At 71.7% G+C, this 21480-nt stretch carries 14 protein-coding genes and 2 rRNA genes (1 of these 16 cut by a window edge); 8 read left to right on the top strand and 8 right to left on the bottom strand.

Annotation, left to right across the window (positions count from 1 at the left end; genetic code table 11):
* Both RMN57_RS15725 and rrf read left to right on the top strand, forming a co-directional pair.
* Positions 1 to 2248 (top strand): 23S ribosomal RNA (locus RMN57_RS15725); it begins 872 nt to the left of the window's first position.
* A gap of 80 nt (positions 2249 to 2328) precedes the next feature.
* Positions 2329 to 2445, top strand: a 5S ribosomal RNA gene (gene rrf, locus RMN57_RS15720).
* 424 nt (positions 2446 to 2869) lie between these two features.
* On the opposite strand, the gene RMN57_RS15715 is transcribed toward rrf, so the two are convergent.
* The 5 genes from RMN57_RS15715 to RMN57_RS15695 all read right to left on the bottom strand — a co-directional run bounded on the left by RMN57_RS15715 (position 2870) and on the right by RMN57_RS15695 (position 8504).
* Positions 2870 to 4180: a DUF58 domain-containing protein gene (locus RMN57_RS15715; protein WP_313764016.1), complete on the bottom strand. Its 1311-nt coding sequence runs from the start codon at positions 4178 to 4180 to the stop codon at positions 2870 to 2872.
* A gap of 133 nt (positions 4181 to 4313) precedes the next feature.
* A complete protein-coding gene (locus RMN57_RS15710) occupies positions 4314 to 5300 on the bottom strand; it encodes a MoxR family ATPase (RefSeq protein ID WP_313767837.1) in 987 nt (328 codons plus the stop codon).
* A gap of 26 nt (positions 5301 to 5326) precedes the next feature.
* Entirely contained in the window at positions 5327 to 6643 is a 1317-nt protein-coding gene (locus RMN57_RS15705) for a DUF4350 domain-containing protein (protein ID WP_313764015.1), read from the bottom strand.
* Entirely contained in the window at positions 6640 to 7311 is a 672-nt protein-coding gene (locus tag RMN57_RS15700) for a DUF4129 domain-containing protein (protein WP_313764014.1), read from the bottom strand. Before RMN57_RS15700 ends, RMN57_RS15705 begins: the two co-directional genes overlap by 4 nt.
* A gap of 5 nt (positions 7312 to 7316) precedes the next feature.
* Positions 7317 to 8504: a hypothetical protein gene (locus RMN57_RS15695; protein WP_313764013.1), complete on the bottom strand. Its 1188-nt coding sequence runs from the start codon at positions 8502 to 8504 to the stop codon at positions 7317 to 7319.
* Positions 8505 to 8779: 275 nt separating this feature from the next.
* Between RMN57_RS15695 and mtrA the strand changes: the two genes are divergently transcribed.
* The 3 genes from mtrA (at position 8780) to RMN57_RS15680 (ending at position 13446) form a co-directional block, all read left to right on the top strand.
* Positions 8780 to 9457: an MtrAB system response regulator MtrA gene (gene mtrA, locus RMN57_RS15690; RefSeq protein ID WP_030061806.1), complete on the top strand. Its 678-nt coding sequence runs from the start codon at positions 8780 to 8782 to the stop codon at positions 9455 to 9457.
* 127 nt (positions 9458 to 9584) lie between these two features.
* The gene (mtrB, locus tag RMN57_RS15685) at positions 9585 to 11612 is read left to right on the top strand and encodes an MtrAB system histidine kinase MtrB (protein ID WP_313764012.1); all 2028 of its coding nucleotides are present in this window, start codon (positions 9585 to 9587) and stop codon (positions 11610 to 11612) included.
* Complete coding sequence (locus RMN57_RS15680; protein WP_313764011.1) at positions 11590 to 13446, top strand: LpqB family beta-propeller domain-containing protein; 1857 nt, start codon at positions 11590 to 11592, stop codon at positions 13444 to 13446. Before mtrB ends, RMN57_RS15680 begins: the two co-directional genes overlap by 23 nt.
* Positions 13447 to 13521: 75 nt before the next feature.
* On the opposite strand, the gene RMN57_RS15675 is transcribed toward RMN57_RS15680, so the two are convergent.
* A complete protein-coding gene (locus tag RMN57_RS15675; protein WP_313764010.1) occupies positions 13522 to 14253 on the bottom strand; it encodes a ComF family protein in 732 nt (243 codons plus the stop codon).
* A gap of 368 nt (positions 14254 to 14621) precedes the next feature.
* Between RMN57_RS15675 and hpf the strand changes: the two genes are divergently transcribed.
* Complete coding sequence (gene hpf / locus RMN57_RS15670; protein ID WP_313764009.1) at positions 14622 to 15314, top strand: ribosome hibernation-promoting factor, HPF/YfiA family; 693 nt, start codon at positions 14622 to 14624, stop codon at positions 15312 to 15314.
* 175 nt (positions 15315 to 15489) lie between these two features.
* Positions 15490 to 16248, top strand: a complete 759-nt coding sequence (locus tag RMN57_RS15665) for a response regulator transcription factor (RefSeq protein ID WP_313764008.1) — start codon at positions 15490 to 15492, stop codon at positions 16246 to 16248.
* 32 nt (positions 16249 to 16280) lie between these two features.
* On the opposite strand, the gene RMN57_RS15660 is transcribed toward RMN57_RS15665, so the two are convergent.
* Together RMN57_RS15660 and RMN57_RS15655 are read right to left on the bottom strand one after the other, a co-directional pair.
* Positions 16281 to 17471, bottom strand: a complete 1191-nt coding sequence (locus RMN57_RS15660) for a winged helix-turn-helix domain-containing protein (protein ID WP_380234049.1) — start codon at positions 17469 to 17471, stop codon at positions 16281 to 16283.
* A gap of 162 nt (positions 17472 to 17633) precedes the next feature.
* Positions 17634 to 18299, bottom strand: a complete 666-nt coding sequence (locus tag RMN57_RS15655) for a GNAT family N-acetyltransferase (RefSeq protein ID WP_313764006.1) — start codon at positions 18297 to 18299, stop codon at positions 17634 to 17636.
* Positions 18300 to 18550: 251 nt separating this feature from the next.
* Here RMN57_RS15655 and secA point away from each other — a divergent pair, with 251 nt between their 5' ends.
* On the top strand, positions 18551 to 21313 hold the full coding sequence (secA, locus tag RMN57_RS15650; protein ID WP_313764005.1) for a preprotein translocase subunit SecA: 2763 nt from the start codon (positions 18551 to 18553) through the stop codon (positions 21311 to 21313).
* The last annotated feature ends 167 nt before the right edge of the window (positions 21314 to 21480 follow it).

The raw sequence follows: 21480 nt of genomic DNA, 5'->3' as shown, positions 1-21480 counted from the left end.
GTTAGGGGTGAAAGGCCAATCAAACTCCGTGATAGCTGGTTCTCCCCGAAATGCATTTAGGTGCAGCGTCACGTGTTTCTTGCCGGAGGTAGAGCACTGGATAGGCGATGGGCCTCACCGGGTTACTGACCTTAGCCAAACTCCGAATGCCGGTAAGTGAGAGCGTGGCAGTGAGACTGTGGGGGATAAGCTCCATGGTCGAGAGGGAAACAGCCCAGAACACCGACTAAGGTCCCTAAGCGTGTGCTAAGTGGGAAAGGATGTGGAGTCGCAGAGACAACCAGGAGGTTGGCTTAGAAGCAGCCACCCTTGAAAGAGTGCGTAATAGCTCACTGGTCAAGTGATTCCGCGCCGACAATGTAGCGGGGCTCAAGCACACCACCGAAGTCGTGTCATTGCAGCATGAAGGGCCAACGCCTGCTGTGATGGGTAGGGGAGCGTCGTGTGCCGGGTGAAGCGGCGGTGGAAACCAGTCGTGGACGGTATACGAGTGAGAATGCAGGCATGAGTAGCGATACAAGAGTGGGAAACTCTTGCGCCGATTGACCAAGGGTTCCTGGGTCAAGCTGATCTGCCCAGGGTAAGTCGGGACCTAAGGCGAGGCCGACAGGCGTAGTCGATGGACAACGGGTTGATATTCCCGTACCCGCTTTGAAGCGCCAACGCTGAACCTCTTGATGCTAAGCCCGTGAAGCCGGCCCGGAGTCTTCGGACAAAGGGACGTGGTGGAGCCGGTGACCCAACGGGGTAGTAGGTGAGCGATGGGGTGACGCAGGAAGGTAGTCCAGCCCGGGCGGTGGTTGTCCCGGGGTAAGGGTGTAGGCCGTGAGGTAGGCAAATCCGCCTCACATTAAGGCTGAGACCTGATGCCGAGCCGATTGTGGTGAAGTGGATGATCCTATGCTGTCGAGAAAAGCCTCTAGCGAGTTTCATGGCGGCCCGTACCCCAAACCGACTCAGGTGGTCAGGTAGAGAATACCGAGGCGTTCGGGTGAACTATGGTTAAGGAACTCGGCAAAATGCCCCCGTAACTTCGGGAGAAGGGGGGCCATTCCTGGTGACGAGTCTTGCACTCTGAGCTGGGGGTGGCCGCAGAGACCAGCGAGAAGCGACTGTTTACTAAAAACACAGGTCCGTGCGAAGCCGTAAGGCGATGTATACGGACTGACGCCTGCCCGGTGCTGGAACGTTAAGGGGACCGGTTAGCTCCATTTCGGTGGGGCGAAGCTGAGAACTTAAGCGCCAGTAAACGGCGGTGGTAACTATAACCATCCTAAGGTAGCGAAATTCCTTGTCGGGTAAGTTCCGACCTGCACGAATGGCGTAACGACTTCTCGACTGTCTCAACCATAGGCCCGGTGAAATTGCATTACGAGTAAAGATGCTCGTTTCGCGCAGCAGGACGGAAAGACCCCGGGACCTTTACTATAGCTTGATATTGGTGTTCGGTTCGGCTTGTGTAGGATAGGTGGGAGACTTTGAAGCAGCAACGCCAGTTGTTGTGGAGTCGTCGTTGAAATACCACTCTGGTCGTGCTGGATGTCTAACCTGGGTCCGTGATCCGGATCAGGGACAGTGTCTGGTGGGTAGTTTAACTGGGGCGGTTGCCTCCTAAAGGGTAACGGAGGCGCCCAAAGGTTCCCTCAGCCTGGTTGGCAATCAGGTGTTGAGTGTAAGTGCACAAGGGAGCTTGACTGTGAGACTGACGGGTCGAGCAGGTACGAAAGTAGGGACTAGTGATCCGGCGGTGGCTTGTGGAAGCGCCGTCGCTCAACGGATAAAAGGTACCCCGGGGATAACAGGCTGATCTTCCCCAAGAGTCCATATCGACGGGATGGTTTGGCACCTCGATGTCGGCTCGTCGCATCCTGGGGCTGGAGTAGGTCCCAAGGGTTGGGCTGTTCGCCCATTAAAGCGGTACGCGAGCTGGGTTTAGAACGTCGTGAGACAGTTCGGTCCCTATCCGCTGTGCGCGTAGGAGTGTTGAGAAGGGCTGTCCCTAGTACGAGAGGACCGGGACGGACGAACCTCTGGTGTGCCAGTTGTTCTGCCAAGGGCATGGCTGGTTGGCTACGTTCGGGAGGGATAACCGCTGAAAGCATCTAAGCGGGAAGCCTGCTTCGAGATGAGCACTCCCACCTCCTTGAGAGGGTAAGGCTCCCAGTAGACGACTGGGTTGATAGGCCGGATATGGAAGCCCTGTGAGGGGTGGAGTTGACCGGTACTAATAGGCCGAGGGCTTGTCCTCAGTTGCTCGCGTCCACTGTGTTGTTCTGAAACAACGACCCCCACCGCTCTGCGGGTGGGCGGCAGATAGTTTCATAGTGTTTCGGTGGTCATAGCGTGAGGGAAACGCCCGGTTACATTCCGAACCCGGAAGCTAAGCCTCACAGCGCCGATGGTACTGCAGGGGGGACCCTGTGGGAGAGTAGGACGCCGCCGAACAATTCTTCTGAAGAACCCCCATCCGGGTCCCGGATGGGGGTTCTTCGCATTTCCGGGGACTGCCCGGTGCCGGCAGAAGGAATGCCGAGGAAGGGCATGCCGCAAGGGGCGCCCGTCGCCCGTCGCCAGGCACGTGCGAGGGACCATGAGGGGCCCACGGGAGACTGCGAGTGCCCTATGCCCTATGCCCTATGGCCTCCACTCCCCGTAGAGGTCCGCTCCCGCCGACCGCTCCGAGGCCCCTCGGACGGGCCAGGAGAACTCCTGAAGAGCCGGACCGGGAGACCCCTGAGACCCCTGAGCAGGCCGGAGCAGGCCTGAGCCGGCCGGAGTCGACCCCCGGCCCCGAAGGTGCACAGCCGTACACAAGAGCCCCGCTGCATCACGCAGCGGGGCTCTGGCATATCAGCGGTGGCGCCGTTGGTCAGAGGCGGCCGGCGGCCTTGAGGGCGAGGTAGGCGTCGGCGAGGGCCGGGGCCACCGAGGCGGGCGGGGCGTCGAGGACGGTGATGCCCTGGCGGGTCAGGCGGTCGGCCGTGCGGCGGCGGTCGGCGCGCGTCTGCTCGGCGGCGGCCGCGCCGTACACGGCCTCGACGGTGCCGCGGCCGGCGGCCAGCTCGTCCAGGCGGGGGTCGGAGACCGAGGCGAGGACGACCTCGTGGCGCTTGGTGAGCATCGGCAGCAGCGGGAGCAGACCGTCCTCCACGGGAGCCGCGTCGAGCCCCGTGAGCAGGACGATCAGCGAGCGGTGCGGTGCCATCTTCAGTGCGGTGGCCACCATCGACCGCATGTCCGTCTCGTAGAGGGCGGGTTCCAGGACGGCCATCGCGTTGGTGAAGGCCGGCAGGATCTCGCTGGGGGAGCGCCCGGCCACGGAGACGCGCTTGCGCAGGTCGTGGGCGAGCAGGTCAACCCGGTCGCCCGCCTTGGTGGCGAGCGCGGTGAGCAGCAGTGCGGCGTCGAGCGAGGCGTCGAGGCGCGGCGCGTCGCCGACCCGGCCGGCGGAGGTGCGACCGGTGTCGAGGACGACCAGGATGTGGCGGTCGCGCTCGGGGCGCCAGGTGCGGACCGCGACGGTGTGCCGGCGGGCGCTGGCGCGCCAGTCGATGGAGCGGACGTCGTCGCCGGCGAGGTACTCGCGCAGTGAGTCGAACTCGGTGCCCTGGCCGCGGGTCAGGACGGAGGTGCGGCCGTCGAGTTCGCGGAGGCGGGCGAGCCGGGAGGGCAGGTGCTTGCGGCTGTTGAACGGGGGCAGGGCGCGGACCGTCCAGGGGACGAGGTGCGAGCCCTGACGGCCGGCCAGGCCGAGCGGGCCGAGGGAGCGGACCGTCACCTTGTGGGCGTGGTGGTCGCCGCGCCGGGTCGGGGTGAGGAGCGTGGTCACGCGCCGCCGCTCGTGACCCGGGATGCGCAGGCTGTGCCGGGAGGCGGTGAGCTCGGTGCCGGGCCGCCAGGCGGAAGGGGCCCAGGCGTCGCGGACGCGGGCGCGGAGCGGGCGGCCGGAGGGGTTGGTGACGGTCAGTTCGACCGACGCGGGCTCACCGAGACGGACGTTGGTGTCGCCGCCGCGGGCGAGCCGGAGGCTGCGGACCGGGGCGGCGAGCACCAGATCGACGACGACGGCGAGCAGGACCGTGCCGGTGACGGCGGCGAGGCCGGCCGCGGACGGCAGGAGCAGGCCCACGACGAGCGCGCCGAGTGCGGCGAGGAGGGCGGTACGCCCGGTGAGGGCCATGCGGTGCGCTCCTTCGTCGAAGCGGGGTCGTCAGGAATGGGGGGCGTCAGAACTGGGACGGGGAGCGGGCCATGGGGGCCGGCGGCGCGGCGCGGTGGGGCGGGCGTTGCGCACCCGCCCCACCCGGGGTGCGTCAGCGCGGGGCGGGCGTCTGCGCGAGGACGGCCTGGATGACGGAGTCGGCGGTGACGCCCTCCATCTCCGCCTCGGCGCGCAGCGCGACGCGGTGGCGCAGGGTGGGCAGGGCGAGTGCCTTGACGTCGTCGGGGGAGACGTAGTCGCGGCCGGCCAGCCAGGCCCAGGCGCGGGAGGCGCCCAGCAGGGCGGTGGCGCCGCGCGGGGAGACGCCGATGGAGAGCGAGGGGGACTGCCGGGTGGCCCGGCAGAGGTCGACGATGTAGGCGAGGACCTCGGGCGAGACGGTGAGCTTGGCGATCTGCTCGCGGGCGGCGGCGATGTGCTCGGGGCCGGCCACCGGGCGGACGCCGGCGGCGCCGAGGTCGCGCGGGTCGAAGCCGGCGGCGTGCCGGGCGAGGACCTGGAACTCCTGGTCGCGGTCGGGCAGTGGCAGGACCAGCTTCAGCAGGAAGCGGTCGAGCTGGGCCTCGGGCAGCGGGTAGGTGCCCTCGTACTCGACCGGGTTCTGCGTCGCGGCGACCAGGAACGGGACGGACAGCGGGCGGGGTTCGCCGTCGACGGTGACCTGGCGCTCCTCCATGGCCTCCAGCAGGGCGGCCTGGGTCTTCGGCGGGGTGCGGTTGATCTCGTCGGCGAGCAGCAGGTTGGTGAAGACCGGGCCGGGCTGGAAGGAGAACTCGGCGGTGCGGGCGTCGTAGACGAGGGAGCCGGTGACGTCGCCGGGCATCAGGTCGGGGGTGAACTGGATGCGCTTGGTCTCCAGGCTGAGCGCGGTGGAGAGGGTGCGGACCAGCAGGGTCTTCGCCACGCCGGGAACGCCTTCGAGCAGCACGTGGCCGCCGCAGAGCAGGGCGACGACGAGGCCGGTGACGGCGGCGTCCTGGCCGACCACGGCCTTGGCGATCTCGGCGCGCAGGGCGGTGAGCGCCTGACGCGGGTCACTGGTGGTGCCGGGGGTGGCGGGCGCCGTGCCGGGGGTGATGCGGAGCTGGGCGGTGGCCTGTTCGGTCACGGCTTCCGTACCTGCCTTTCGAGGGTGTCGAGGTCGTCGGCGAGCCGCAGCAGGGCGGCGTCGTCGGTCGGGGGCGGGCCGTACAGGAGGGCCTGGACGTCGCCGGCGGGGCGGTCGGGGAGGCGGTCGAGGACGGCCGCGCAGAGCGCGGTGGGGTCGGGGACCCCGGCGTCGAGCGGGACGCCCAGGGCCGGGGCGAGGCGGTGCGCGGCGGCGCGGCGCAGGGCGTCGGCGGCGCGGCCGCGGGCCTTGGCCCGGCGGTAGAGGCGGGCGCGGCCCTCGGTGGTCTCGGCCGCGCGGACCACCACCGGCAGGTTCTCGCTGATGACGGGGCCGAGCCGGCGGGCGCGCCAGAGGGCGGCGAGCAGGACGGCGACGACGAGCTGGTAGCCGCCCCAGCGCCAGCCGTCGGGGACGAAGTCGCCGAACTCCTTCCGGCTCCCGCCCTCGGCGAGCAGGGCGCCGTAGTCGGGCAGGTGCCAGGTGACGCTGGGCCGGGAGCCGAGCAGGCCGAGCGCGAGCGCGGCGTTGCCGTCCTTCTTGACGAGCTCGTTGGTGAGGAAGTCGCCGCTGCCGAGGACGACGACCTCGGCGTCCCGGCCGGTCCGGAGCGTCACCAGCGGGTAGCCGTGGCCGCGCGGGTAGCAGCCCTCGCCGCGGCTGCCGGCGGTGTAGAGCAGGCCGCCGAGGTGGGCGGTGCCGGCCCGGACGGCCTCGGGGAGCGAGCACTGGGCGGCGGTGCTGCGGACGGCCGCGTAGGGGGCGCCGCCGCCCTCGTCGGAGGGGCGGACGCCGGGGACCAGGGCGCTGAGCGCGGCCGGGCCGGGCGAGAGCAGGACCAGGCGGGTGTGCTTGGCGGCGGCGAGGGCGCGCAGCTGCTCGGGGGTGAGCAGGTCGGGCTCGGGGATGACGAGGGTGTCGTTGCCGGCGGGTCGGCCGGTGAGGTCCTCGGTGATGTCGACCTTGAGGCCCTCGCGCTGGAGCAGGGCGACCACGGCGTGGGTGCCGGTGGCGTCGTAGGAGCGCGGGTCGAGCCGGGGGTAGCGGCGGTCCTGGTCGAGGCCGGCCAGCACGGTGGCGGCGAGCAGCAGCAGCGCGGCGCTGAGCAGGTACCAGCGGGAGCGGCGCCAGAGGCTGCGGCCGGTGGGCGCGAGGCTGGTGCGCGTGAGGCCGGTGGCGCTGCCCGGGGCCTGCGACGGCGGGCCGGCCGGTGCGGCCGGGCCGCCCGGCGCGGCTGCGGCGGAGGGCGCGGCCGGGGCGGGAGCCTCGGCGGGCTGCGGCGGCAGGGCCGGTCCGGGGGTGGTGGTGGTCATGCCGCTCCTCCCGGCGCCGCGGCGAGGGCCGGGCGGGCGCGTTCGAGGGCCTGGTCGAGGTCGCGGAGGAGCTGGTAGGCGGCCCGGTCGGCGGTGCGGTCGCCGTAGGCGATGTCGTCGAAGGTGCGGGCGGCCGCGGTGAGGGCGGCGGCGTGCTCGGGCAGCGAGCGGCCGGCTTCGGCGGCGGCTTCGTCGGCGGTGCGGCCGGGGCGGGCGTCGAGCAGGGTGCGTTCCTCCAGGGCCCGGACCAGTGCGCGCATCTGCTCGCGGACGGCCTCGGCCCACTCGCCGGCGGCGGCGTGCCGCTCGGCGTCGGCCCGGTACTGGGCGGCGGTGCGCGGTCCGGCGGTGCCGAAGACGTCGAGGGTGGTGCGGGCGGCCCGGCGGGGGGCGCCGAGGCGCCACCAGAGGCCGGCGCCGATCAGGACGGCGACCACCAGGAAGACGATCAGCCCGGTGGTCCCGCTGGTGCCGTCGCCGGCGATGGTGTCCAGCGCGTCGTTGATCCGGTCCATGATCCAGTCGTAGACCCGCTCCTGGAGGCTCGGGTCGTGGCGGTGGTAGTCCGCCTTGAGCAGCTCGTCGCGGGCGGCCTCGCGGGCCGGGTCGCGCGGCACGGTGATCGGCGCACCGCCGGCCGCCCGCGGAAGGTCCCCCCAGTTCGGCATCCGGTTCAGAGCCTCGCCGCGCTGGGGTTGCTCTGGCCGTTCCAGCCGGTGGCGCCGTACTCGGACAGGCCGGCGGCGCGGGCCAGCTCGATGTCCAGCGCCTCGCGCCGGATCCGCTGGTCGACGTAGAGGAGCACGCCGATGGCGGCGGTGAACGGGATGGTGATCGTGGCGGAGATGACGCCGGCGATGGCGGTGGTGATCAGCATCGCGGCGGGCAGGGTGGCGGCGTCGCCGTTGTCGACCTGGCCGGCCAGGTCGTCGAAGCCGAGCACGAGGCCGACGACGGTGAACGGCACGCTGATCATCCCGGCGACGATGGCGGCCATCAGCTGGCTGAGCAGGTTGATGCCGAACAGCCGCCACCAGGAGCCGCGGACCAGGCGCCGGGAGCGGGAGAGGGCGGTCAGGATGCCCTGCTTCTCCAGCATCAGCGCGGGGGCGGCCAGGCTGAGCTGGATCCAGAGCCAGAGCGCGACCGGGACGCTGAGCAGGCCGACCACGAAGAGCAGGGCCGCGATCACGGGCTCGTCCGCCCCGGACAGCAGGTAGCCGATCAGCGGGGTGAAGCCGAGCAGGACGACGCCGGCGCCGATCAGGCCGGTCAGCAGGGTCAGGCCGACGAGCTGGAGCATCCGGGGGCGGGCGTCGCGCCAGGCGTCCCGGACGGTGGCGTTCTGCCCGAGGATGGCGCGGCTGACGACCATGGTCAGCAGGGCGGTGGCGACGACGCCGAGCAGCATCGTCAGCGGCAGGCTGACCAGCGCGCCGAGGATCGGGGTGAGGTCGCCGGTGTCGCCGTTCACAGCGAACTGGGTGCCGGTGACGGCGGCCTGGTGGACCACGGCGACGCCGAGCGAGAGGCCGAGCGTGGTGCGCCAGTGCCTGCGGATGGTGGAGACGGCTCCGTCGAGGAGTTCGCCGAGGCCGAGCGGACGCAGCGGGATGACGCCGGGCTTGGGGCTGACCGGGACGCCCCAGCCGTACGGGCCGGGCCCGCCGTAGGGGAGCTGCCCGCCGGGACCGGGCTGCGGGCCGCCGTGGCCGGCGCCCCAGGCGGGCGGCGGGGTGGGCACGCCCTGGGGTGGTACCGACTGCCCGGGCACGGCGGCGGGCGTGTCGGCCGGGGGCCGGGGCTCGTCGCGGGGCGGCTCGGACGAGCTGGGCGAGGCCCAGCCCGGAGTGTCGGTCATCACTGCTCCTCGGAGGGCTTCAGGGTTCGCGGCGCCGGGTGGATCTTCATCCGCGCGCAGCGCCCATCGTGCCATGGTGGTCGGACGGGCCCCAGGGGTATCCGGTTGCTGTACGGCAACGGGGGCGTGCGGGGTGGCCGCGGGGTGGCCGGGTGGCGGCGGGCGGCGGTCATTCGCCCGGTATGGCCGGAATTCGCCGGGTGGCTTGTTGGCCGTTCTGGAGCAATGGGACTGCTGTGCGGCAGGTCACAATCCGGTAATGAGAAGATGGACCCATGAAGGGACGCGTCCTCGTCGTTGATGACGACTCCGCACTGGCCGAGATGCTCGGCATCGTGCTGCGTGGTGAGGGTTTTGAGCCGTTTTTCGTCGCGGATGGGGACAAGGCGCTAGCCGCGTTCCGGGAGACCAAGCCCGACCTGGTGCTACTGGACCTCATGCTGCCCGGTCGGGACGGCATCGACGTCTGCCGCCAGATCCGGGCGGAGTCGGGCATCCCGATCGTCATGCTGACCGCCAAGACGGACACCGTGGACGTCGTGGTCGGCCTGGAATCGGGCGCCGACGACTACGTCACCAAGCCGTTCAAGCCCAAGGAGCTGGTGGCCCGGGTGCGCGCGCGGCTGCGCCGTGCCGAGGAGCCGACGCCCGAGCAGCTGACCATCGGCGATCTGGTGATCGACGTGGCCGGTCACTCGGTGAAGCGGGACGGCCGGGGCATCCCGCTGACCCCGCTGGAGTTCGACCTGCTGGTCGCGCTGGCCCGCAAGCCCTGGCAGGTGTTCACCCGCGAGGTGCTGCTGGAGCAGGTCTGGGGCTACCGTCACGCGGCGGACACCCGACTGGTCAACGTGCACGTCCAGCGGCTCCGCTCCAAGATCGAGAAGGACCCGGAGCGCCCCGAGATCGTGGTGACCGTCCGCGGCGTCGGCTACAAGGCCGGGCCCAGCTGACGTGGTGTACCGGGCTGACGAGACCCCGTCGGGTACCGCGACCGGCGGGGGCGCCGCCGTGCGCGGGGACGTGCTGAGTTCGACCACGCGCAGCCGCCGCCGGCGCGGGCCGCGCTCCCTGTTCGCGATGGTCGCCCGTCAGCTGCGCTGGCCGGTCCAGCGGGTGGTGGCCCTGTACCGCCGCTCGATCCAGCTGCGGGTGGTCGCGGCCACGCTGCTGCTGTCCGTCGTGGTGGTGCTGGTGCTGGGCGTGGTCGTGGTGGCCCAGGTCCGCAACGGCCTGCTGGACACCAAGAAGGACTCGGCGCGCAACCAGGCCAAGTCCGGTTTCCTCACCGAGCTGAAGAAGATCGACGAGGCGAAGGACCTGCGCCTCAAGGCGGGCGCGACCGCGGACCCGTCCACCGAGGAGATCGGCACCTGGCTGCTGAAGCAGGTCGGCGACCTCGCCGCCGGCGGGCAGGGCGTCTACTCGGTGATCGCCACGATGCCCGGCAGCGGCCAGACGGTCACGCCCGAGCAGACCGGCCTCGGGCCGCGCTACTCCGGCGACATCCTGCCGAACAGCATCCCGGAGAGCCTGCGGGCCAAGGTCTCCTCCGAGACCGGGATCTTCGACCAGCCGACCGTGATCCACCGCGCCGCCGAGAGCGGCGGGCGGACCGAGCCGGGCCTCGCCATCGGCACGCGGTTCTCCGGCCCGACCGGTGCGCCGTACCAGCTGTACTACGTCTTCTCCTTCGGCCAGGAGACCAACACCCTGGGCCTGGTCACCGGGACGCTGGCCACCGCCGGCGTCTTCGTGGTGATCATGATGGGCGGCATCGCCTGGCTGGTGGTGCGCCAGGTGGTCACCCCGGTCCGGATGGCCGCCGGGATCTCCGAGCGGCTGGCCGCCGGGCACCTGGAGGAGCGGATGAAGGTCACCGGGACGGACGACATCGCCCGCCTCGGCGAGTCCTTCAACCGGATGGGCAACGCGCTGCAGGCGCAGATCCGCCAGCTGGAGGAGCTCTCCCGGGTGCAGCGGCGCTTCGTCTCGGACGTCTCGCACGAGCTGCGCACCCCGCTGACCACGGTGCGGATGGCCGCGGACCTGATCTACGACAGCCGCGAGGACCTCGACCCGATGGCGGCCCGCTCGGCCGAGCTGCTCCAGGGCCAGCTGGACCGCTTCGAGTCGCTGCTCGCCGACCTGCTGGAGATCAGCCGCTTCGACGCCGGCGCCGCGATCCTGGACGCCGAGCCGGTCGACCTGCGCGACATCGTCGCCCGGGTCGTCGAGGCCGCCGACCCCCTGGCCCAGGCCAAGGGCAGCGCGGTGGTGATCCGCGGCGACGGCGAGCCGGTGGTGGCCGAGGTCGACTCCCGCCGGATCGAGCGCATCCTGCGCAACCTGGTGGTCAACGCGCTGGAGCACGGCGAGGGCCGCGACGTCGTGGTCCGGCTGGGTTCGGCCGACGGCGCGGTCGCGGTCGGCGTGCGCGACTACGGCATCGGGCTCAAGCCCGGCGAGGCGTCCCGCGTCTTCCACCGCTTCTGGCGGGCCGACCCGTCCCGGGTGCGGACCACCGGCGGCACCGGGCTCGGCCTCTCCATCGCGGTCGAGGACGCGCACCTGCACGGCGGCTGGCTGCAGGCCTGGGGCGAGCCCGGCGGCGGCTCGCACTTCCGGCTCACCCTGCCGCGCACCCGCGGCGGCGAGATCAGCCGGGCGCCGTTCCGGCTGGAGCCGGAGGACTCGCGCAACAACCGGGGCCTCGGCACGTACGGGACGCCCTACCGCCGGGCGATCCGCCCGGCCGGCGCCACCGCGCTGACCGCCGCGGAGGACGCCGTCCCGGAGACCCCGGACGTCTCCGGCAGCGGCTTCGGCAGCGGGCTCGGCGGTGTGCTGAGCATCGGCCCGGGCCTCGGCAACCCCCGGCTGCCGGAGGGGCCGCGCGCCGACCCCTCGGACGTGCGGACCGCGGGCGCCGGGTACGGTGCCACGGGCGCCCAGGTCATGGTGGACCCGACGCCCGGGCGGCCGTCGGTGGCACAGCGGACGGCGGGGCCGGACGCTGCGGACGGGCCCGGGGCGGCGGAGGTCGCGGTCGGCGCGGGCGGGACGGACATGGAGGGGTCGCAGCGTGCGAAGGACCAGCAGGACTGAGCCGCGGCTGGCCGCGGCGGCCGGCGCGGTGGTGGGAACCCTGCTGGTGGGCGGCTGCGCCGCGATGCCGGACTCCGGCGGCATCGGCAAGGTCGAGCTCTCGCAGGGGACGGCCGACAAGAACCTGCAGGTCAGGGTCTTCCCGGTGGGCCCGGCCAAGGGCGCCGAGCCGGGAAACCTGCTGGCCGGCTTCCTGGACGCGCTGACCTCGGACGAGAGCTACGACACCGCCCGCCAGTACCTCACCGCCGAGGCCGGGATGCGCTGGAAGCCGGACGCCGGCATCAAGGTGCTCGCGGCCAACCCCGTGGTGCCGTCGAGCCAGAAGGTCACCGACGCCGACACGGCGTTCGCGATCCGCGCCTCCAGCCGGGTCGTCGCCGAGGTGGACGACAAGCACGCCTACCGGTTCGCGGACGGCCAGCGGGACGTCGCCCTCCCGTTCTCCTTCGTCCGGGAGAAGGGCGGCGAGTGGCGGATATCCGAGCTGCCCGACGGCGTGGTCATCAACGAGACCAACTTCCGCAACAGCTACCGCCAGGTGGACCGCTTCTTCTACGCGAAGCAGGACCCGTCCGCGGCCGCCGCCCCGGAGGTGCTGATCGCCGACCCGATCTACCTGCGGCGCCGGACGGACCCGCTGACCTCGGCCGCCCGCGCGGTGGTCTCCGGTCCGTCCGACTGGCTCTCCCCGGTGGCCCAGACCGCCTTCCCGACCGGCAGCACCGTCGATCAGGTGAGCGTGGACGAGAGCCGCACCGCCCGCGTGGTGCTCAGCGGCGTCGACCTCGGCAGCACCATGCTCTGCCGGCGGATGGCCACCCAGCTCTTCTACACCCTCGCCGACCAGGGCAAGGGGCAGGTCGAGCGGCTGGACCTGAAGGGCCCGCGCGGCGCCGGCTGCCAGGCGAGCCGCACCGACGTGCCGTTCACCGGCCCCGGCGCGCTGGTCGGACCGGCCGCGGGCCAGCAGTACCTGCAGCGGGCCGAGGACGGCGTGCTGATGGAGGTCCACGACACCGAGGGCAGCACCGTCCGCGGCCCGCTCGGCAAGCCGCAGCCCGGCAAGCAGCCGCTCGGCACCATCGCGGTGGCGCGGGACGGCGGCCGCGCCGCGGCGATCGGCGCCAACGGCCACCAGCTCTTCACGGTCGGGCTCTCGGACAACGTGCGGACGATGCCCGAGCCGCTGCTCACCACCCCGGCCCGCGCCGGGGACAAGGCCGAGGACGGGCTGGCCTCGCCCAGCTGGGACGGCCGCGGCGACCTCTGGGTGGTCGACCGCGACCCGCAGAACCGCCGGGTGCTGATGGTGCGCGGCGACAAGCCCGTCCCGGTGCCGGTCGAGGGCCTGGACGGGAACACCGTGCAGGACCTCAAGATCTCCTCCGACGGCGTCCGGGCCGCCCTGGTGCTCAAGGACGTCCGCGGCACCCGCTCGCTCTGGCTGGGCCTGGTGGTCCACGGCGGCAGCAAGGACGCGCCGACCGCGCAGGTCGTCGGGCTGCGCCCGGCCGCGCCGCTGCTCACCGAGGTCGCCTCGGTGTCCTGGGCGGAGGCGGACCAGCTGCTGGTGCTGGGCAAGGAGAACGGCCGGCTGCCGCAGCTGCACTACATGAGCACCGACGGCTCGCAGAACAGCGAGGCGCCGCTGCAGGGCGGTGAGGGGATGTCCTCGGCGGAGGCGTCCGAGGCGCGCGGGGACGTCCTGCAGGAGGTCAAGCCGGTGCTGGCGCGGCAGGCCGCGGACGGCAAGGTGTACCGGCTGGTCAACAGTCAGTGGCGGGAGGTCAACCCGACCTTCCGGGCGTCCGCCTTCGTCTACCCGGGCTGAGGCCCGCCCGCGCGGGCTGCGGTCGGGCCGACCCGGGCTGAGCTTCGCGCTCCCACGCGGGCCGAGGCCGGCGGTTCACCCGGGCTGAGGCCCGCGGCGCGGGACGGCGGCCGCGACGGTGGCGGCCGCCTTCGGGGCGAGCCCGGCGGCGGTCAGGGCCCGCGCGGCCTCGGCCAGGCTGGCACCGGTGGTCACCAGGTCGTCCACCAACACCGGCTGACGCCCCTTCAGCCGACAGTCCGCGCGCGGCAGTACGGTGAGCGCGCCGTGCAGGTTGCGCCGCCGCTCGGCGGCGGAGAGCCCGGCCTGGTCCGCGACCGCCCGGGTGTGCCGCAGCAAGGGCGCCGTACGGGTGTCCAGCCCCGACCGGCGCAGTGACCGGGCGGCCGCGTCGGCCAGCCGCAGCGTCGGGTCGTGGCCGCGGGCGCGGACGGCGGCCGGGGCGGAGGGCATCGGGACCAGCAGCAGCGGTGCCTGCCCGGCACGCGGCCCGAGCGAGGAGCGCACGGCCCGGGCGAGCGCGTCGCCCAGCGGGCCGGCCAGCCGCAGCGCCCCTCGTTCCTTGTGGGCGAGCAGCAGTTGGCGCACCGGGTCGGCGTAGGGGGCGGCGGCGTGCACCCAGGGCAGCGCGGTGGGTCCGGGCCGGGAAGTGGCCAGCGCACCGCGGCAGACGGGGCAGAGTTGGGTGCGGTCGGTGCCGCAGCCGGCGCAGCGGGCCGGCAGCAGGACGTCCAGGAGGCCGGCCAGTGCGTGGGCGAACGGGCCCTGGGCGGTCTGCGGACGGGTGGGCGTGGAGGTGGGCGGCACGGCTGCTCCTGGCGGCTGCAGGCACGGAGAGTCAGCAAAGGATGCGCCGTACGGGGGGTGTTGTCCAGGTATTTACCCATGTTTCACTCGCTGGAGGGTAGACAGGGTGCAATAGCTTGACGGCCAGGCCACAGCATCGGGTCATACCCACTTATCCGCCTGGGGAGGCGAAAACCCCCTGTGAGGTGTTCGATGAGGCTCCAGGGGGTTTCAACCGTCCCTGATGGGGAGGAAGTGAGGTGAGGGCCAGTCGCTTCCGCCGTTCGCGGTGGAGCGGGGGGCCGGCAGTGGATTGGCTGGTCCAGCTGGGTCTCAGCCCGATTCGGTAGCACCCGGATCGGCGTCAGCACGAGGGATCGGAGTTCTGCGTGGACATCGTCGTCAAGGGCCGCAAGACCGAGGTGCCCAAGAGGTTCCGGGATCACGTGGCCGAGAAGCTGGAGAAGGTCCAGAAGTTCGACACCAAGGCGATCAGCCTCGATGTCGAGGTGTCCAAGGAACACAACCCGCGGCAGGCCGATCGGTCGGACCGCGTGGAGATCACTCTCCGTACCCGTGGCCCGGTGATCCGGGCCGAGGCCGCCGCCGGCGACCCGTACGCGGCGCTCGACCTGGCCTCGGCGAAGCTCGACGCGCAGCTGCGGAAGTCCGCAGACCGGCGCCGGGTCCACAAGGGCGGCAACGGCCGCACCCCCATCAGCGTCGCCGAGGCGACCGCGGCCCTGGCCGCGCTGCCCGAGCCGTCGCAGCCGGAGGGCGTGACCAACGGGGCCGTCCGCAAGACCATGATGGGATCCCTGGAAGTGGAGGGCGAAGGCCCGCTGGTGGTCCGGGAGAAGACCCACCCGGCCGCCCCCATGGCGCTCGACCAGGCGCTCTACGAGATGGAGCTGGTCGGCCACGACTTCTACCTCTTCGTGGAGAAGGACAGCGGTCTGCCGAGCGTCGTCTACCGCCGGCACGGCTACAACTACGGTGTCATCCACCTGAAGGCCGACGGCTCGGCCATGGCGGCCGGCGGCGCGGGCGGTGCGATCGGCGGGGCCGACGACGAGGACTGACCGTTCGAACAGTGTGGGAGAGGTGACCCCGGTGGCGGCTGCCGCCGGGGTCACCGGCGTTCCGGGGCGCTCCCGGGGTCACCCGATGCGGGGCGATCGGCGTCGGAGGGTGACCGCGGGGCCTCCCGGCCGTGGAATGATTGGCGCACGACGACCGGCGACGGGGGAGGAGCGGATGGGGGATCACTTCGGGCTGGGGCCCGCCAAGGGGCCTGTCGCGGGGGTGACGACCGGGCCCGGGGGGGAGCCCGAGTACGCCCTGCACCGGGGGGAGCCGATCCGTGTCCTGGTGGTCGACGACCACGCGCTGTTCCGCCGCGGGCTGGAGATCGTGCTCGCGGAGGAGGAGGACATCAAGGTCATCGGCGAGGCCGGGGACGGCGCCGAGGCCGTGCTCAAGGCCGCCGACCTGCTGCCCGACATCATCCTGATGGACGTCCGGATGCCCCGCCGCAGCGGGATCGAGGCGTGCACCGCGATCAAGGACGTGGTGCCCAGCACCAAGATCATCATGCTGACGATAAGCGACGAGGAGGCCGACCTCTACGAGGCGATCAAGGCGGGGGCCACCGGCTACCTGCTCAAGGAGATCTCCACCGACGAGGTCGCCACGGCGATCCGCGCGGTCGCCGACGGGCAGTCCCAGATCAGCCCGTCGATGGCCTCCAAGCTGCTCACCGAGTTCAAGTCGATGATCCAGCGCCGCTCCGACGACCGGGAGCTGGTACCCGCGCCCCGGCTGACCGACCGGGAGCTGGAGGTGCTGAAGCTGGTGGCCACCGGGATGAACAACCGGGAGATCGCCAAGGAGCTGTTCATCAGCGAGAACACCGTGAAGAACCACGTGCGCAACATCCTGGAGAAGCTGCAACTGCACTCCCGGATGGAGGCCGTGGTCTACGCGATGCGGGAGAAGATCCTCGAAATAGGGTGACGGCGGCGCCCGCGGGGCGTTCCTGACGCCCCCTAGCCGTCGAGCAGCCCCTCCAGGGCCGGGCGCAGCGACTCGTCGTGCAGGGCCTCGACCCGCACGGCGTCGCAGCCCACCCAGGCGGCCGCCTCGCGCAGGGCGGCGGCCAGCGCCTCGACGTGCCGCGCGGCGTCCAGCGAGATCTGACGCGCCACCAGGGTCCGCCCCTCGCGGGCCGGATCGACCCGGCCGACCAGCCGGCCGCCGGCCAGCAGCGGCATCGCGAAGTAGCCGTGCACCCGCTTGTGCTTGGGGGTGTAGGCCTCCAGCTTGTGCAGCATGCCGAAGATCCGCTCGGTGCGCGGGCGGTCCCAGATCAGCGAGTCGAACGGCGAGAGCAGCGTGGTGCGGTGACGGCCGCGCGCCGCGGCGGCGAGCGCCGCGGGGTCGGCCCAGGCTGCGGCGGTGGAGCCGGCCGGGCCCCAGCCGGCGACCTCCACCGGGACGAGCCCGGAGTCGGCGACCACGGCGTCCACCTGCTCGGGACGGAGCCGGTGGTAGTCCAGCAGGTCGGCCCGGGTGGCCACACCGAGCGCGGCGCCGGACTGGGCGACCAGGGTGCGCAGGCACTCCTCGTCGGTCGGCTCCGCGTGGAACAGCTCGGCGGGGACGGCCTGTTCGGCCAGGGCGTAGACGCGCTTCCAGCCGCGGCGCTCGGCGCAGACCACGTCGCCGAAGGCGAGCGCCCGCTCGACCGCGATCTTGGTGTCGGACCAGTCCCACCAGTCCGCCGTCTTCTTGGCGCCGCCCAGTTCGGTGGAGGTGAGCGGGCCGTCGGTACGCAGCCGGGCCAGCACCCCGCGGTAGGTGGCCTCGTCCACCTGCTGGCCCCAGACGTGGTTGCGCTCGCGGTACCGGCGGCGGCGGAAGGCGAACAGCGGCCACTCCTCGACCGGCAGGATGCAGGCCGCGTGCGACCAGTACTCGAAGGTGGTGCCCGCGCTCCAGTAGGCCGCTTCGACGGCCGGCCGGCCGACCGCGCCGAGCCGTGCGTAGGGGACCAGCTCGTGCGAGCGGGCCAGCACCGAGATGGTGTCGAGCTGGACGGATCCCAGGTGCCGCAGCATCGCGCGCACGCCGCCCCGGCGGTCCGGTGCGCCGAGCAGCCCCTGGGCGCGCAGGGCGATGCGGCGGGCCTCGTCGGCGCTCAGGGTGGCGACGGGGGAGGGGGCCGGAGCGGCGGGCATGGCGGTCATACCGGCGAGCGTAGACCTGGGGTCCGACAACGGAGGTCCGGAGGGCGGCGGGGGTCCGGAGGGCGGCGGGCCCGGCGGGGCCTGCCGAGGCCCGTGCCCGGTGGGCGCCGGACGGCGACGCGGCGCCCACCGGGCCGGGCCGCCCCCGGCGCCTCAGCCGACGGGGCCGGTACGTCGGTCGGGGCCGTCGACGCCGGCGGTGCCGGTGGTACCGGCGAGGTCGGTGGCGAGCAGGCCGCCGATCCAGGCGTCGTGGAACCGGCCGCGCTGCTCGGCGTACGAGCGCAGGGTGCCCTCCATGCGGAAGCCGACCTTCTCGGCGACCGCGCGGGACGGTCCGTTGCCGACGTAGGCCACCCACTCCAGTCGGCGCAGGCCCAGCTCGGTGAGGCCGTAGCGGGCCACCGCGCGGGCGGCCTCGACGGTGTACCCGCGGCCGCGGTGCTCCTTGGTCGCCCACCAGCCGACCTCGGCGGTGCCGGTGCGTCCGGGGTTGCGGGTCAGGCCCTGGCTGCCGACCAGGGCGCCGCTCCCCCGCTCGAACACGCACCAGACGAGGGCGTCGCCGGTGCGCCAGCCGTTGGCGGCGAGGTCGTGGACGAAGAACGCGGCGTCCTCGCGGCGGTACGGCACGGGGACGACGGTCCAGCGCTGGATCTCCTCGTCCTGGCAGGCCCGGTGGACGGCCTCGATGTCGGACTCCTGCGGGGCCCGCAGCACGAGGCGCTCGGTGGTGAGGGTGACCGGGCCGGCGGTCGGCCGGCCGGGCTGCTGGTCCTGCTGCTCCTGCTGCTCCTGCTGTTCCGTGGTCTCTCCCATACACGGATTATTCCGTGCAGAGAGGAATTCGAGCATTCGATTAACCACCGTTACCGCCCAACTCCCCGGGAAGCTGACCGATTTGCCCCGGTGGGCGGCGCTATCGTGGCATGTGCTCGCACGAGTGACACGGGAATAGCGTGCTGACGCACCTCCCGGGGTGTTGGACTCCTCGCATACGATGGCCCGTGCGGTGGGGTGGACCCGCCGTGCAGTCGTCCAGTGCCAATACAGGCAAGGAGCCCGCTCAAGTGTCCGTCTTCGACAAGATCCTGCGCGCCGGCGAAGGCAAGATCCTTCGCAAGCTGCAGCGGATTGCTGCCCAGGTCAACTCCATCGAAGAGGACTTCGTCAACCTCACCGACGCCGAGCTGCGCGCGCTGACCGACGAGTACAAGCAGCGGCTCGCCGACGGCGAGACCCTGGACGACATCCTCCCCGAGGCGTTCGCCACCGTGCGCGAGGCCGCCAAGCGCGTGCTCGGCCAGCGCCACTACGACGTCCAGCTCATGGGCGGCGCCGCCCTGCACCTCGGCTACGTCGCCGAGATGCGCACCGGTGAGGGCAAGACCCTGGTCGGCACCCTGCCCGCGTACCTCAACGCGCTCACCGGCAAGGGCGTGCACCTGATCACCGTCAACGACTACCTCGCCGAGCGCGACTCGGAGTGGATGGGCCGGGTGCACCGCTTCCTCGGCCTCGAAGTCGGCGTGATCCTGGGCAACATGACGCCCGCCGAGCGCAAGCGCCAGTACGGGATGGACATCACGTACGGCACCAACAACGAGTTCGGCTTCGACTACCTGCGCGACAACATGGCCTGGTCGAAGGACGAACTCGTCCAGCGCGGCCACAATTTCGCGGTGGTCGACGAGGTCGACTCGATCCTCATCGACGAGGCCCGTACCCCGCTGATCATCTCCGGCCCGGCCGACCAGGCGACCAAGTGGTACGCCGACTTCGCCAAGCTGGTGCAGCGCCTGAAGATCGACCGCGACTACGAGGTCGACGAGAAGAAGCGCACCGTCGGCGTGCTGGAGGAGGGTGTCAGCCGGGTCGAGGACTACCTCGGCATCGACAACCTCTACGAGTCGGTGAACACCCCGCTGGTCGGCTTCCTGAACAACGCCATCAAGGCCAAGGAGCTGTACAAGCGGGACAAGGACTACGTCGTGATGAACGGCGAGGTCATGATCGTCGACGAGCACACCGGCCGCATCCTGGCCGGGCGCCGCTACAACGAGGGCATGCACCAGGCGATCGAGGCCAAGGAGGGGGTGGAGGTCCAGAACGAGAACCAGACGCTGGCCACCATCACCCTGCAGAACTTCTTCCGCCTCTACGACAAGCTGGCCGGTATGACCGGTACCGGCACCACCGAGGCGGCCGAGTTCCACCAGATCTACAAGCTCGGCGTGGTGCCGATCCCGACCAACAAGACGCCGCTGCGCATCGACCAGCCCGACCTGATCTACAAGTCGGAGCCGGCCAAGTTCGCCGCCGTGGTCGAGGACATCGCCGAGAAGCACGAGAAGGGCCAGCCGGTGCTGGTCGGCACCGTGTCGGTCGAGAAGTCCGAGTACCTGTCGCAGGAGCTGCGCAAGCGCGGCATCCCGCACGAGGTGCTGAACGCCAAGCACCACGAGCGCGAGGCGCAGATCGTCGCGCAGGCGGGCCGCAAGGGCGCCGTCACCGTCGCCACCAACATGGCCGGCCGCGGTACCGACATCATGCTCGGCGGCAACGCCGACCACCTGGCGGCGGCCGAGCTGGCCCAGCGCGGGCTCTCCTCGGTCGACAGCCCGGAGGAGTACGAGGCCGCGTTCCCGGCCGCGCTGGAGAAGGCCAAGGCGTCCGTCAAGGCGGAGCAGGACGAGGTCAAGGAGGCCGGCGGCCTCTACGTCCTCGGCACCGAGCGCCACGAGTCCCGCCGGATCGACAACCAGCTGCGCGGCCGCTCCGGCCGCCAGGGCGACCCGGGCGAGTCCCGCTTCTACCTGTCGCTCGGCGACGACCTGATGCGCCTGTTCAAGGCCGGCATGGTCGAGCGCGTCCTCTCCATGGCCAACGTGCCCGAGGACGTGCCGATCGAGTCCAAGATGGTCACCCGCGCGATCGCCTCGGCGCAGACCCAGGTCGAGCAGCAGAACTTCGAGATCCGCAAGAACGTCCTCAAGTACGACGAGGTGCTGAACCGCCAGCGCGAGGTCATCTACGGCGAGCGCCGCCGCGTGCTGGAGGGCGAGGACCTGCAGGAGCAGGTCGGCCACTTCATGGACGACACCGTCGAGGCCTACGTCAAGGCGGCCACCGGCGAGGGCTTCGAGGACGACTGGGACCTGGAGAAGCTCTGGTCCGCCCTCAAGCAGCTCTACCCGCTCACGCTGGAGCTGGAAGAACTGGAGGAGGAGGCCGGCGGCTCCGCCGGGCTGACCCCGGAGTTCCTCACCAAGGTCGTCCAGGAGGACATCCAGGCGCAGTACGGCGCCCGCGAGGACCAGCTCGGTGCGGAGATCATGCGCGAGCTGGAGCGCCGCGTCGTCCTCTCGGTGCTGGACCGCCGCTGGCGAGAGCACCTCTACGAGATGGACTACCTCCAGGAGGGCATCGGTCTGCGGGCCATGGCGCAGCGCGACCCGCTGGTCGAGTACCAGCGCGAGGGCTTCGACATGTTCACCGCGATGATGGAGGGCATCAAGGAGGAGTCCGTCGGCTACCTGTTCAACCTGGAGGTCCAGGTCGAGCAGCAGGTCGAGGAGGTCCCGGTCGAGGACACCGCGGTGATGCTCGACAAGCTGGAGAAGGACGCCGCCCGCCCGGAGATCAAGGCCAAGGGCCTGGAGGCCCCGAAGCCGCAGCGGCTGCACTACACGGCCCCCTCGGAGGAGGTCGGCGGCGGTGTGGTCGAGGGCGAGTTCGACGAGTACGCGTCGGAGGACGAGGGCGACGGCATGACCCGGGCCGAGCGCCGCAAGGCCGCCAAGTCGGCCAAGGGCCGCCGCCGCAAGGGCTGATCCGCGGCCGGGCCGACCGGTCCGCCGCCACGCAGGGCGCCGCTCCCGTACGGGGACGGCGCCCTGCGCCGTTCCGCGGGCGGGCCGGCCGGGCCGCCCGCGGAACGGCCGGGTGGACGAGGGCCGCGCCGGAACGGGCCGGGCGGGTGCGGGCGAGGGCCGCGCGG

Source organism: Kitasatospora sp. CM 4170, from assembly GCF_032110285.1.
GTDB classification, from domain to species: domain Bacteria; phylum Actinomycetota; class Actinomycetes; order Streptomycetales; family Streptomycetaceae; genus Kitasatospora; species Kitasatospora aburaviensis.
The sequence above is the reverse complement of the archived record's forward strand: the minus strand, read 5'-3'. Positions and strand labels throughout refer to the sequence as shown.

Bases quoted from the DNA above. Each gene is read 5' to 3' on its own strand.
- RMN57_RS15715 (WP_313764016.1), bottom strand. From the start codon at position 4,180: ATGGCCCTCACCGGGCGTACCGCCCTCCTCGCCGCACTCGGCGCGCTC.
- RMN57_RS15705 (WP_313764015.1), bottom strand. From the start codon at position 6,643: ATGACCACCACCACCCCCGGACCGGCCCTGCCGCCGCAGCCCGCCGAG.
- RMN57_RS15700 (WP_313764014.1), bottom strand. From the start codon at position 7,311: ATGCCGAACTGGGGGGACCTTCCGCGGGCGGCCGGCGGTGCGCCGATC.
- RMN57_RS15695 (WP_313764013.1), bottom strand. From the start codon at position 8,504: ATGACCGACACTCCGGGCTGGGCCTCGCCCAGCTCGTCCGAGCCGCCC.
- mtrA (WP_030061806.1), top strand. From the start codon at position 8,780: ATGAAGGGACGCGTCCTCGTCGTTGATGACGACTCCGCACTGGCCGAG.
- mtrB (WP_313764012.1), top strand. From the start codon at position 9,585: ATGGTCGCCCGTCAGCTGCGCTGGCCGGTCCAGCGGGTGGTGGCCCTG.
- RMN57_RS15665 (WP_313764008.1), top strand. From the start codon at position 15,490: ATGGGGGATCACTTCGGGCTGGGGCCCGCCAAGGGGCCTGTCGCGGGG.
- RMN57_RS15660 (WP_380234049.1), bottom strand. From the start codon at position 17,471: ATGCCCGCCGCTCCGGCCCCCTCCCCCGTCGCCACCCTGAGCGCCGAC.
- RMN57_RS15655 (WP_313764006.1), bottom strand. From the start codon at position 18,299: ATGGGAGAGACCACGGAACAGCAGGAGCAGCAGGAGCAGCAGGACCAG.